This window comes from Sedimentibacter sp. LTW-03 (assembly GCF_052059825.1).
Classification (GTDB): domain Bacteria; phylum Bacillota; class Clostridia; order Tissierellales; family Sedimentibacteraceae; genus Sedimentibacter.
In genome coordinates this window covers 3,494,961-3,508,148 of the sequence record NZ_CP197180.1, presented here as the reverse complement: position 1 = coordinate 3,508,148, position 13,188 = coordinate 3,494,961, and the positions used below count along the sequence as shown (strand labels likewise).

Sequence of the window (13,188 nt, the reverse complement as noted above, 5' to 3'; positions counted from 1 at the left end):
TTTACTGTTTAAAAAAGTCCATACTAATATGATAAAACTCCTCTGAATTTGTAAGCATGGCTGGATGTCCACCAGTATTGAACAAATGAATTTTACCATGTCCGATTTTTTCAATCAGCTCTCCATAAACTTTTTTATAATAATCAGGAGATAGAGCAGATACAAATTCATCTTCTTCACTACCAGTCAATAGAATATCTGCTTTCAAGAATTGTAGAGGTTTATGAAAAAATACACCTATTTCTTTTTCATGTCTGATAATGGCATTGGTATCATTATCAACAACTTGTTCCCAGTCAGAACCGTGCATACAGGCATAAAACATTTTTGTATTTTCATCATGCTTAGAAAAATCCCTATCCGCCTTAACATTCTCTGTGAATGCATTAATCGGTTTTTCTCCCTCAAAACTGTCGGCAATTACTTTATTAATAAGTTCAGGTGCTTCCAATGCAACATTGATAGCAACCAACGCACCGCCACTACTGCCGATAATGTTTACTTTTGAATATTGCCTTTTACGCAAAAATTCAATAACCTGCTCGGCTTCGTTAAACCACAGATCAATGGGAAATTCATTCAATCTGTCTGATTTTCCATGTCCTAAAAAATCAATCAAAATCACTTTAAAACAATTTTTGTACTTCTCCGCAATTCCCGCAAACATGTTTGAGGAAGCTGTATTCCCATGAAGAAATAGTAAGGGTATACCTGTACCAAATTCCTTATAATATACTTGCTTGTTATTAAAATTAAAATATCCCATATAATTAAATCCTTCCAAATTGCATACATTATCGTATTTATAAGCAAAGCTTTTACTTTGCGCATTAAACTTTTCCTTCAACTAATACCATTTTAAGATAACTTTCCTCCATGATTCCTATACTGTTAATACTTATTCTCCATCGTAATAGTCTACTTCTTCTGCAATTCTATAGAAATTACTTGATTTATTGTGAATAACAATTCCAACCTTCCCAGAATCCGGATAATATATTGTATCAGGCGAATTAATTGTATCAAAGTCAATATACTTCAATATTTCATTTTCTGATGTGTTAATTATTTTATGTGCTGATTTTTCAGTAGGTGGACACACAATAAAATCCCCTTGTTTTATTGCTTTTTTACCATCTGTAGTAACTAATACCCCTTTTCCTTGAATAATATAAAATACTTCTGTATTTGCTGTATGGTAGTGTAACGGATAGTTGGATTTTTTAGGTGGTATTTCATAAACAGCAACACAACATTGTTCAAAATCTTTTCGACATGCAACTTCACGTTTTGAATAGGCATAAGGTTCATGTTCATTTTTGAATTTTTGCGCGATATCTTCTTCATTAACAATTAAAATATTGTCTCTCATACTTTCCCTCCCAAATCATATTTCCGTGACTCATTGTCTTATCTGAGCCCCCGGAAAAAAACACATATTCCATATCAATCACGAACTGATATACCGCCATAAAATCAGATAGAATCATAAATGGTCTTTTTGTTGCGGTTTTTATATTCAACATAGAACACTTCACAACACAGAGTTATCGTGAAGCTTTGTCTAAATTCTCTAAAATTCTTTTTAATACATTATGTATATTAGTTAAAATTACTATTATAAAACATAGCATTACAAAAGTTACTATTTCTCCTGTAGAGATAGATACTATTCCAAGTATAATAAGAGTAATAGTATATTTAATTGTACTAAAATTCATTATAATTATTCACTCCTTTACATGTTCAGTGCTAGATAAATATTTGAATTTTACTTATTCTAAAATTCTGGACATGATGTATTCATTTTCATATTTCCCATTTCGTATAACTGCAAGGCGTTTAAGTCCTTCTTTTTTAAACCCGAACTTTTCATATAAGTGAATTGCTCTCTCGTTATCTTCAAACACAGATAACTCAAGTCTAATAAGCATAAGCCAATTATCAGCAATGTCTATTATAGCTTTCATTAATGCTGTTCCAACACCGGCATTCTGATAATCCTTGTGAATCATGATTCCAATTCCGCCGCTGTGGCGCATTCTTGGATTTGCATTAGTCTCAAGCCCGATAGTACCTATTATTACTTCCACGCCTTCCGGGGACGTAGCTACTGCAACTAATTGATGATGATTCCTGTCCATATTCATAAGAAAGTCTTCACTGCTTTTTACCCGTTCAGATGGTATACCAAGTATATTCTCAAATACACCCGGCATACGGCGAAGTGCATTTATTCCTTTAGCATCTGCAATTTCGACAGGTCTGATTATAAAATCCATATTGTCCTCCTAATATTATCATTATTAATTTCTATTCTATCATAGTTCATCTTTATTAATAACATTTAAGTTTAAATATTGCTTCCCACCTGTAGCAACGTAGAAAAAATAATCTTTAATTACACCCATACTCACTTCATCTAAATATATTTTATCATTAATGGCCAGGGCATTGCCGCCATGCTCAATCCATTTTATAGCACATTCTCAAATATCAAATAATTCTGAAATGACAATCTCTCCGTCCCATTGTCATTTCCCGTTAGGGCTTAAGGCAATTTGATATCTCTATATTCGGAAACTTTCCATTCTTTGTTTTTTCCGTAAATTGAATTATTTCTTCAGCAACATCTTCCTTTTCTGTTTCATCTTGTATGATACAATGTTTAATTTGACTTCAAAATTGTATCCTTTTTCGTACATCAAACATTGAAACCTATATTTAAATAGACGGTTTAAATTATAAAAAGTTCAATTTCAGGTAAATTTTATAGTAATAGCTCCTTTTTGACACCATTACTTAAATATAACAGTATATGTATTTAAAAATTTAAATAGAAATTTTTTCATAATAAAGCACTTCCAATTGATTCAACAAAAAAGAAATGCCTATATGGGTATTTCCTTTTTATAAACTAATTATATTATTTTTTTAATTGTGATTTTTTCTGATTGTATTCTTCTTCTGTTATTTCTCCTCGGCATATCTTTCATTTAGAATATTTAAAGCACTGTTATTTAAATGGCCATTAGTCTTAGATGATAGCTGAAGATAATTAATCAGAGCTACAATTCCTAATACTTTATTAACTGTCATATTATCTCCTATAATAAATTATCTTTACTACTAATCAGTAGTATTGTCAAGTAAATTTTTAAAAAATAGTTGTGTTAGCATACACAAACATTTTGTGCCTTAAGATTCTTTTTTCTAACCTTAACAATACAATACAAAACTACCTTATAATTCAGCAGCTTTGTATTGTAAAACGAAACATTTTTATACATTTTTTTCATATGATGCTAATAATCTTAAGAAATGATTCGCTTCACGCAATGTGTGGTCACCTAACAGAGGTATTATAATAGATTTGATTTTACAATCAAGTAAGCCTTCCGTTCCCTGTGCTTTGAAATCACGGATTGCTTGAGTTGCCTGCAAACTGTCCTTAGTAACTTTATCTAATGGAATAGTTCTATTCATGGCAGCCAATGATTCGGTTGTTAAATTATCAAATTCATTACCAAAATTATTGGCTGTTTTAAATAACTCTTCTTCGGTAGGATCCAATAGCCCTCTAATAAACTTAGAATGTTCAGCCATAATTCTGTTCCAAAATGCTTCCTGTTCTAAAGCTTCATTCTCTAAATTAATAATTTCTCTGTTGTTGAGTCTTTGAACCATATGCAAATATAGCTTAGCTTCCCTCATTATATGGTCTATTAACAGAGGATAATTTACTGTAAACATTTTGCATGATAAAACATTTGATAAAATTTCACTTTTAAACTGAATTAATTTTGAAATTAAAACTATTGCTTTTCTGTTAACATTGTGTACTCTGTCCTCTAAATATGGGTTTGTAACTCTATTATAGTTACTCGTTAATTCATATTCCTGCATCGTTAGTTCAACGGGAATATTTACTCCTGTGTAAAACGAAGAAGCTTTTTCCGCATCCATAGTATATGGAGTTACTACTTCTCCAGAATGAAGAACCCCACTGCTTACAACACCATCAGAAAGCAATATTACTTCACTTAACAAATCATCAAACTCTCTTCTAAACATATTTGCTTCCTGTGTATACATACTATCCCTTGGCGTAAATCCCAGTTGAAGAAAAAATGAATGTTCTTTCATTATTCGAGCAAAAAAAAGATGCAGTTCTAATGATTTTCGGACAAAGTCTATATTTAAAGACATTTTATATTTCCTCCTAAAATATATTTTTTAATATATTTTATGATTATTACATATGAACTGTTACGCGAATAAATTTTTAGTTAAAATACTATCTGGTATTGGTGTTAGTATATAAGTTTGGAGACGAAAAGTTTGACACGATAAAATATAAATACAATGAAAGGTGCGTGTTAAACAATGTCCAAAAATGGTACCCGTTATACGGAAGAATTTAAAAAACAGATTATAGATTTATACAATTCAGGAAGCTCAGTAGACTGATATCCCCTACACTATATCATTAAAAATGGCTGGACTTATTTAGCTTCCGTCATGGATTTCCATAGCAAGAAGATAAATTAACGTATGAATATTTAATGCTTGCCAGCTAAGGGATATTAAAATTGCTGACAGTTTTCTCAGATAAATCGCCTTGATAATTTAATCTTTTGATTATATCTTGAGCAATGGAATCAACTTCCTCTTCCTTAAGTACATAAAGTCGGAGCAACCCTACCGACTAACCTTAAATAAACCTCGTTGCTTCTCTTGTCATACTCTATTTCATATTGAGGATCATTATTTATTGCTGAAGCATTAACTTCTTCAGCATCATATGTTGCAAATAGTAGTCTGTAATCATTCAAATTATCCATATTATTATAAGTTAGCCTGCGTCCGGGCACGACTTTGGAAAAAATGTCTTTGACAAATTTTTCAGCTCTTTCTGTGTCAAAATCAGAAAAGTCACCACTATAATCCCTCAGCATGTTGTAATTATCACCATTCAAAATTTCTTCAGCATTAAGTGAAAACTCTTCATAAATATTTATAATATTTTTATAGAATTGCCTAGGAGTATACTCTTAATAATATTCCTCCAAATACATACTCCTGTACTTTATTACAGTTACCTTAATTATTCAAATATCAAACCCCTTTTACAAATATTGCATATAAAAATTAGTATTGGAATAAAAAAGGATTGATAGAATTGAAACAACCTTTATATGAGTTAATATTAAACGCTGTAAAAAACAATGAGGAAAAAAGCAAGCTATTAATACTTGAAAAATTTAGAAATTCAATCGATTATTATGCAAGAAAATTAAATTACTATTGTGCAAAAACGGACCTAATTATATTTATGCTCACACTAATAAATAAATTGAATTTAGAAAAATTTAAAAATTTTGAAGAACGTACTGCAGTTAAGTATATCCAAATCAGTATAAAACACGAATATATTCGCTTATCAAAAAAAAATTCGTATATTAACTCCCATGAAGTATTAATAAATACAGATATCATTGATTATATCGATAAATATAAAGAGGAACTACCATCTGAAGGCTCAGAATTTATTAATTATATGGCTGAAAATTTAGTTGGAAATCAAAAAAAAGTTTTTTTATATTCCTTAAATGGTTACTCAAACACAGAAATATCAAAATTAATAGGAATAAGTAAACAAGCTGTAGGTAAAATAAAAAAAAGAATCGCATTAAAATTTGTAGAAGAACACCAAAACAATATTTAGGAATATTTTAGTATTAAATATCGTACTTTTAATATCAATAATTAATTCATTATTTCTAAGTTTCACAACTAAGATAACAAAATATATACTGCAGGTTTACTTCTTCGCTATAAAGCACTCTTTAATATATGTCCAAGTAAGCTATGGACTAAAAATAATAGGAGTGATTTATTATGGCAACTAATCATACTTGCATAGATTTTACAGACAGTGCTGGTCGAGATTTCAAAATTATCAAAACAAAAGCCAGCAATATCAAACTAGTAGGCTTTAATCCACCAGAGAAGATTCGTGATACAACCTACTATGGAATGAATGCAAGCTTCTACGATACTACTTCCACCAACAAAGATGTTCAGAACATTGCTTATCAAGATGGTAATCCTGTCGGTTCAATTACTGGGGGCACTACAAATCTAGTAGGAAAATCCATTATTTCATGGAATGGAACTTCTTTGGCACACTATACTAACGTTATCTATGATTCTTCTAGCAATGTTCCTAAAACAAGCGGCTCATGGGCTCAAGGCGGTGTTGCGCTGTTTCTCTGCGATACTTCATGGAAGGCTAAGTACGAAGCACAACTCAATTCTGACCAAGTTAAGGATTTAGATGGAGGGTCTGCTAGAGCAGGTATCCTTATAAATACCAACACCAAGGATGTATATCTTATAGCAAGTAGAATTCTTACGACTGCAGTGTTTGATTTGCGCAGAGCAATGATGGAATATGCCGGTATTACTGATGGAGGTTCCAGTGGTTACTGGCATGGCATGATGGTTGATGGTGGTAGATCTACTCAGTTACGTGGAGAAGACATTAACCTGTATGTCTCTGTTTTATCTCGTGAAGTGCCTCAAATTATTTCTCTAAAGAACAAAAACTAAACATAAAGGGCTGCATGTGCAGCCCTTTATGTGCATTATTTAATCAATTAGCTTGTTTTTAAAATAATATTTGTTCACGATTATCTTTATAAAAGCAATCATTAAAAATAAATTTCTTAGAGTTGGTGATACTGTGCGCATGGACTGAGGAATCATTGGCAAATTATCAAACATTGGCTCTGCGTACATCTTTCCGTTTCTTGTTATCGTTATAACAGTTTCACCGTATGTACCCCCAATGTAGGCTACATTTTCTCGCTGTTTTATTAATACTGGTTCTCCCATCTCATCCTTCTCCCAACGCCAATATGAATCATCATTTTTAATTAATCCTCTACCACACAAATTTCGAACATTGTCAACTGCTGCATCCTGAGATATCTTAACTACTTCAAAATGATTATTACTATATCCGGTAGGCTCATCATAGTAAAAAGGCTCAATATGATAAAGAAAGACTTCCCCCTCAGTTGTCAAAAACTGATATATATTCGGAAATACAATAGAGATATCCTTTATCCCCGATGCAATGAGAGTTGGATTACGAACCATATCACCAAATGAGAAAGTAAAGGCATAAAGGTCATTGTTATTTTGAATAGCAAAAGAGTTTTCGGAACTTGAGTAAATGGATTTCACATTTTGCATAATCATTGTAGGTCCATTATGTGCCTCTTCTCCTCTTTTGCTACTCCATGTCCATAGGCTTCCATCTGTTTTTATTACAATAGCGGTGAAAATATTAAGTTCAACCGCAAGAATATCTTCCATTATCTTCTCTGGATGTCTATTTAATTGACTTAAAAGAGTGTCCTTTTCCTGTAGAGGGCTAGGATAAGCTCCCCATCCCCAAAGAGATCCATTTTTATCAACTGCCATTGCACTACGCCATCCAATATCGATATCTACAACATCTCTAAGAATTGTTTTTCGCGCAAAATATGGATAAAAATATAAATACCCTTTTGCTACAAGGCGATAATCATTTCCGCCCCATCCTACCAAGGTACCATTTGGTGAAATCACGAAATATGTTTCTGCTTTGCCATTTGATTCAGCCATCATTTTATATTCTCCCGGTTTAATATCAATGGGTATAAAAAATAAAATAACATGTAAACAAGCAATTCCTATGAGAAAGTAATTTGTCAAGGTGTTAAATTTTTTCTTCAATTTCGAACCTCCGTTAATGTCTTTGTTTGGACTGCAAGGTTATATCTGACTGTATAAGGGAAACTCCCCCAGCCCCACAGAATTCCATTTTTATCGACTGCCATTGCGCTACGATAACCGATATCTACGTCAACTACATTTCTAAGAATTGTTTTTCGTACAAAATATGGGTAAAAATATAAATATCCGTATGCTACAAGGCGATTATAATCACAACATATATTATCAAAACAAGAATCATACCTATTGCAAGAATCCATTTCTTATTCTTGATAACTTTAACACCCTAAAATTATATTATTGAAGTTCCTTTATGGAGCTTACTTTTTACTTGTAACGAATGAGAAAACAATTCAATTACAAATTGGAATTTACTGTTTAAAAAAGTCCATACTTATATGATAAAACTCCTCTGAATTTGTAAGCATGGCTGGATTTTCACCAGTATTGAAAAAGTAAATTTATTTATTATGTAAATATGCTAACGACTTATCCTTAAATAGAATTTGTCTAATTATGATAATGTTACCCAATACCTTTGTGTCATGGTGTTATCATTTTGGTCAAATACCTCATTCTCTAATATTCCGCCATTCGCAATAATAGTCTTAGCAGAAGCAATATTGTTTTTATCGCAAGTAATAAGAACTTCTTTTATATTTAATTCGACACACTTTTCTAATGCCAATTTCAACATTTCAGTTGCAAAGCCTTTTCTTCTTTCTGATTTTCTAACACTATACCCAACGTGGCCTCCAAAATTTAACAAATTGTCATTCAACCTATGTCTAATATCAATCATTCCAATTAACTTTTCATTTTCATCTAAAGCAAGATATGTTGTTGCCGAAACTAACCCTTCCCTAACTGTTTCATCATGTAAATTATCGTTGAAAGCCTCATACCACTCTTCAAAAGTTTTATAAGTTGATAACCCTGCTGTCCCATCCATACTATCTTTATTTATAATAAATTCTTCTTTGTAATCCAATATAATTCCTTTATGTGTAACATTCGGTAAAACTAATTTCAGTCTATTCATTTCATTGCCTCTAAATCATTTTTGGTCTTTAACACTTTATAAAAATTATTACAGAGTTATCGTGAAGCTTTGTCTAAATTCTCTAAAATTCTGGACATGATGTATTCATTTTCATATTTCCCATTTCGTATAACTGCAAGGCGTTTAAGTCCTTCTTTTTTAAACCCGAACTTTTCATATAAGTGAATTGCTCTCTCGTTATCTTCAAACACAGATAACTCAAGTCTAATAAGCATAAGCCAATTATCAGCAATGTCTATTATAGCTTTCATTAATGCTGTTCCAACACCGGCATTCTGATAATCCTTGTGAATCATGATTCCAATTCCGCCGCTGTGGCGCATTCTTGGATTTGCATTAGTCTCAAGCCCGATAGTACCTATTATTACTTCCACGCCTTCCGGCGACGTAGCTACTGCAACTAATTGATGATGATTCCTGTCCATATTCATAAGAAAGTCTTCACTGCTTTTTACCCGTTCAGATGGTATACCAAGTATATTCTCAAATACACCCGGCATACGGCGAAGTGCATTTATTCCTTTAGCATCTGCAATTTCAACTGGCCTGATTATAAAATCCATATTGTCCTCCTAATATTATCATTATTCATTTCTATTCTATCATAGTTCATCTTTATTAATAACATTTAAGTTTAAATATTGCTTCCCACCTGTAGCAACGTAGAAAACATAATCTTTAATTACACCCATACTTAATTCATCTAAACAGCTTTCAGCGTCAATGACCCTGGCATTGCCATCACTTTCAAAAATCCATCTTCTTTATTATTGTAATTGTAGTACATTACTGCACAGCCTTATCTATTTGAGAACTTTTAAATTCTCCGGTTGTGCCGTCAATTATCAAATTATAATCAGTGTCCTTATAATTAACATTTATAATATATTCCAGCTCACCGTCAATATTTCTTGTTTTATAAATATCATTTATGTCTGCTTGTTTTTGAATAAGGGTAGTAATGTCACTTATCTCGATGAAGTCTAATTTTACGTTACCATCATTGTCAAAAATATGTAATTGAATAACTAGTCCATAGGAATCCAATTCCAATTCCATATCTTGACGCTTATCCCATACGTCATCTTTTTTATTAATGTATGAATACTTGATGCTTGCCAGCTGCGGAATATTAAAATTGCTAACAGTTTTCTCATATAAATCACCTTGATAATTTAATCTTTTGATTATATCTTGAGCAATGGAATCAACTTCATCTTCCTTAAGTACATAAGTCGGAGTAACCCTACCGACTAACCTTAAATAAACCTCGCTGCTTCTCTTATCATACTCTATTACATATTGAGGATCATTATTTATTGCTGAAGCGTTAATTTCTTCTTCAGCATCATATGTTGCAAATAGTAGTCTGTAATCATTTAAATCATCCATATTATTATAAGTTAGCCTGCGTCCGGGCACGACTTTGGAAAAAATGTCTTTGACAAATTTTTCAGCTCTTCCTGTGTCAAAATCAGAAAAGTCACCACTATAATTCCTCAGCATGCTGTAATTCTCACCATTCAAAATTTCGTCAGCATTAAGTGAAAATTCTTCATAAATATTTATAATATTTTTATAGAATTGTCTGGAAGTATAGTCCTCCCTGTTCAGAGGCTCCATGATAATGTTAAATTCCTGAATTATTTCTTTATTATAGTCATACAGATTATTTATGTATTCCTGCTCTGATGTATTAATAATACCGTCCTGGAAAATGTACTCTATATTATCGTTGTATCTGCCGTAAATATCATAGTACTCATAACTTAAACTATATTTTCCAATCCTTGCAGCATTATTTTTTGATTTGACAAAATTATTTAACGTTTTCACATTTAACAGCAATTTATTTGGATTATATTCATTTGCAATTATAATGCTTGATAATTTTTCATCTAGGCCTTCAATTTCTTCTTCATAAGACTTGAAATCATAATACATTCTTTCTTTAAATTCCGAAGAAACCAATATATCTGGATTTAATTTCATATAAATTGATACGCCTAAAAATGCTGCTATAATCAATATGGTTTTTAATTTTGCATTATTTGTTTTCATAAATGCTCCTGAATTTCATTATAATTTCAACTCTCTATTGGGCAATAACTTTATCTCAAATAATTATATTATTGCAATTCTGGTTTTAAATGTTTTTTTCCAGTATTTCTTTAATCTCAGGTGGTGCAAAATTTGTTATTTCTTTTAGCTCTTGTAAAGCCCACCATTTTATACCCTGTAAAGTATCTATTTCATTTTTAGTCATATTTTTTATGCTAAATACTTGATTAGAATTTAAATTTAATAAATAGTATACTTCATGGCTATTAAACATTTCAATTTTACCTTTAATCAATACATCTTTTACTAATATAGGGTCACTATTTATTGTCACTTTCAGCCCAAGCTCCTCATATAACTCTCTTTCTAAAGCCATTTCATATGTTTCATCATCTTTCAATCCACCACCAGGTGTAACCCATAAGACCTTATTACCTTTCACTTTAGGAAACTCAAATTTTTCTAGTAAAACTTCATTTTTTTCATTAAAAATTACTGCTCGAGCACATTTTCTTACTTTCAATTAAGTTCCTCCATTTAATATCTATTGTCAATTAAAACCAACTTATAGGTTGTATCGCCTTGCATACCCTATAACCTCTTTAGTTGCTTTTGCCATAAAAAACACCTCTCAGTTTTTATAGTCAAAAGGTGTCTATTAAGTCAATTATATTATTTAAATTTAGGTTTTAAACTACAAATTGTAGCTTTAAAACAAGGTTTGACTAAATAAGTACTCGTTAAAACATCAAACATTGAAGCCTATGTTTAAATAGACGGTTTAAATCATAAAAAGTTCAATTTTAGGGTAAATTTTATAGGAATAACACCTTTTAGACACCGTTAATAATAGCATATGTATTTAAAAAATTGTCCGGAAAGAACCGTCCATATTGGACAAATTCGCTTAATAACGAAATATAATTGAAACTCCTCAGTTTTCATATTATAAACATAATGTGCAGCTGTTTTGATTTATCCAAATTTCCGGTTATGCTTATTCTTGAAAAGTACTATGTAAAAACAATTTTATCTGTTATACTATATAATCAGATTTGTGATATCTCCCTGTATTGCAATTATAATCATCATTCTTTCAATATTTTCAGCTACAAGATTTGCATGTAAATATAGTTCATTATTTTCATCATTGGATCTTTTTCTTCAACAAAGCCATCGCTGTCACTAACGCAATCTTTAGTTTTTTTAAATTGGTCAAAACCCGCATTGCACGGCTTTTCATATTCACTTATGCAGCAAGTTAAATAAAAAATCAACTCTCTAAAAGAAGAGTTTATATTGCATAGCAATTCAAGGAGTGCTTCAATGTCCACGCAAGTATTAGGTACGATTGTATTATTGTTAGCTGATGGCGGTTTAATCTGCCACTGTTCAGAGTCTGAATATGGTGAATTATAAAATTGGTAATTGCCTTTTGGATCAAAAGTGTATCTGGCAAAATCGAAGCGTGCACCCACTTTACTGAATTCGCTCAGCAAATAATTGACATTGACGAGTCCGTTTGTAACGGTGGTATTCATTCCAATACCATTAAGGGCATCGACAAAGGCATTTTTTAATGTAAAAATATCATGATTTAATGCCGCAGGATTTCCATCGCTTAATATTGCAAGAGCATTTATACCACTTTTGAGCAACAATTCAATACTATGCCAAGCATTAAATAGTGCCGGAAAAATTAGCGAATCCGCCTGATCAAAGCCATTGCGTGTATAAACGATCGAATAAAGAGTCAGAATGGCATTTGCTAAATATGCTTTCCCCATTTCAAAATTGTCAAACACAGACTGCTTAGGGTTGCGTTTGTCATTTGAACCTTGCCCGTTATCAAAACGCCAATTTAAAAATGCATACTTGTGATTATTGTTGTAGTTAATTTCGCTTTCGCTAAAAAAAATCTTCATAATGCCTCCTGACAAATACTACAATGAATTTTATCTCTTCTTCAATTAAAATTACAATCTTTCAATCCCTTAGCTATAACATGCAAGCCACTTAATTCACTAATACTTATTTTTAAGTTTAGTATTATTGCTATAATGTGATTATACAAATTATAAACATATTGCGCAATTTGGATTTGCTGAATAGCTACCACATTTTAGCCTAGAAGGAAATTTTACCGACTTATTTGTTTAGTTTTATTTGGACAAGATATTTCATTATACTGTATTATCCATATACGCTCTTATGAATATTAGCAATTCATGGATAAAGCATTCCTTCTTAATCAACTTCATCTGCTAATTGTGCTG

Annotated in this window: 15 protein-coding genes; 2 read left to right on the top strand and 13 right to left on the bottom strand. The window is 31.4% G+C overall.

Annotated features, from left to right (window positions below; genetic code table 11):
* Window position 1: 1 nt before the first annotated feature.
* The 7 genes from ACS3UD_RS16960 to ACS3UD_RS16930 all read right to left on the bottom strand — a co-directional run bounded on the left by ACS3UD_RS16960 (window position 2) and on the right by ACS3UD_RS16930 (window position 4,979).
* A complete protein-coding gene (locus ACS3UD_RS16960) occupies window positions 2-766 on the bottom strand; it encodes an alpha/beta fold hydrolase (protein ID WP_308140148.1) in 765 nt (254 codons plus the stop codon).
* A 132-nt stretch (window positions 767-898) separates the two neighbouring features.
* Window positions 899-1,372 carry a cupin domain-containing protein gene (locus ACS3UD_RS16955; protein WP_308138456.1) on the bottom strand — a complete coding sequence of 158 codons (474 nt, stop codon included), beginning with the start codon at window positions 1,370-1,372 and terminating at the stop codon, window positions 899-901.
* A 403-nt stretch (window positions 1,373-1,775) separates the two neighbouring features.
* The gene (locus ACS3UD_RS16950; RefSeq protein WP_308138458.1) at window positions 1,776-2,282 is read right to left on the bottom strand and encodes a GNAT family N-acetyltransferase; all 507 of its coding nucleotides are present in this window, start codon (window positions 2,280-2,282) and stop codon (window positions 1,776-1,778) included.
* Between the two features lie 644 nt (window positions 2,283-2,926).
* A complete protein-coding gene (locus ACS3UD_RS16945; RefSeq protein ID WP_440977771.1) occupies window positions 2,927-2,974 on the bottom strand; it encodes a hypothetical protein in 48 nt (15 codons plus the stop codon).
* Complete coding sequence (locus ACS3UD_RS16940) at window positions 2,971-3,099, bottom strand: hypothetical protein (protein ID WP_308138459.1); 129 nt, start codon at window positions 3,097-3,099, stop codon at window positions 2,971-2,973. The genes ACS3UD_RS16945 and ACS3UD_RS16940 overlap by 4 nt, the downstream gene beginning before the upstream one ends.
* Before the next feature lie 183 nt (window positions 3,100-3,282).
* A complete protein-coding gene (locus ACS3UD_RS16935; protein ID WP_308138460.1) occupies window positions 3,283-4,209 on the bottom strand; it encodes a DUF2935 domain-containing protein in 927 nt (308 codons plus the stop codon).
* 467 nt (window positions 4,210-4,676) lie between these two features.
* Window positions 4,677-4,979, bottom strand: a complete 303-nt coding sequence (locus ACS3UD_RS16930; protein WP_308138461.1) for a hypothetical protein — start codon at window positions 4,977-4,979, stop codon at window positions 4,677-4,679.
* A 203-nt stretch (window positions 4,980-5,182) separates the two neighbouring features.
* On the opposite strand from ACS3UD_RS16930, the gene ACS3UD_RS16925 reads away from it, so the two are divergent.
* Together ACS3UD_RS16925 and ACS3UD_RS16920 are read left to right on the top strand one after the other, a co-directional pair.
* Entirely contained in the window at window positions 5,183-5,728 is a 546-nt protein-coding gene (locus ACS3UD_RS16925; protein ID WP_308138462.1) for a hypothetical protein, read from the top strand.
* A 173-nt stretch (window positions 5,729-5,901) separates the two neighbouring features.
* Entirely contained in the window at window positions 5,902-6,615 is a 714-nt protein-coding gene (locus ACS3UD_RS16920) for a hypothetical protein (protein WP_308138463.1), read from the top strand.
* A gap of 39 nt (window positions 6,616-6,654) precedes the next feature.
* Here the strand turns inward: ACS3UD_RS16920 and ACS3UD_RS16915 are convergent, their stop codons facing one another.
* The 6 genes from ACS3UD_RS16915 to ACS3UD_RS16890 form a co-directional block, all read right to left on the bottom strand.
* A complete protein-coding gene (locus ACS3UD_RS16915) occupies window positions 6,655-7,788 on the bottom strand; it encodes a hypothetical protein (protein WP_308138464.1) in 1,134 nt (377 codons plus the stop codon).
* Window positions 7,789-8,302: 514 nt separating this feature from the next.
* Entirely contained in the window at window positions 8,303-8,830 is a 528-nt protein-coding gene (locus tag ACS3UD_RS16910) for a GNAT family N-acetyltransferase (protein ID WP_308138465.1), read from the bottom strand.
* Between the two features lie 56 nt (window positions 8,831-8,886).
* Entirely contained in the window at window positions 8,887-9,414 is a 528-nt protein-coding gene (locus ACS3UD_RS16905; protein WP_308138466.1) for a GNAT family N-acetyltransferase, read from the bottom strand.
* Window positions 9,415-9,637: 223 nt separating this feature from the next.
* Window positions 9,638-10,912 carry a hypothetical protein gene (locus ACS3UD_RS16900; protein WP_308138467.1) on the bottom strand — a complete coding sequence of 425 codons (1,275 nt, stop codon included), beginning with the start codon at window positions 10,910-10,912 and terminating at the stop codon, window positions 9,638-9,640.
* An 85-nt stretch (window positions 10,913-10,997) separates the two neighbouring features.
* Entirely contained in the window at window positions 10,998-11,435 is a 438-nt protein-coding gene (locus tag ACS3UD_RS16895; RefSeq protein WP_308138468.1) for an NUDIX domain-containing protein, read from the bottom strand.
* Between the two features lie 586 nt (window positions 11,436-12,021).
* Window positions 12,022-12,837: a hypothetical protein gene (locus ACS3UD_RS16890; protein ID WP_308138469.1), complete on the bottom strand. Its 816-nt coding sequence runs from the start codon at window positions 12,835-12,837 to the stop codon at window positions 12,022-12,024.
* Window positions 12,838-13,188 lie beyond the last annotated feature (351 nt).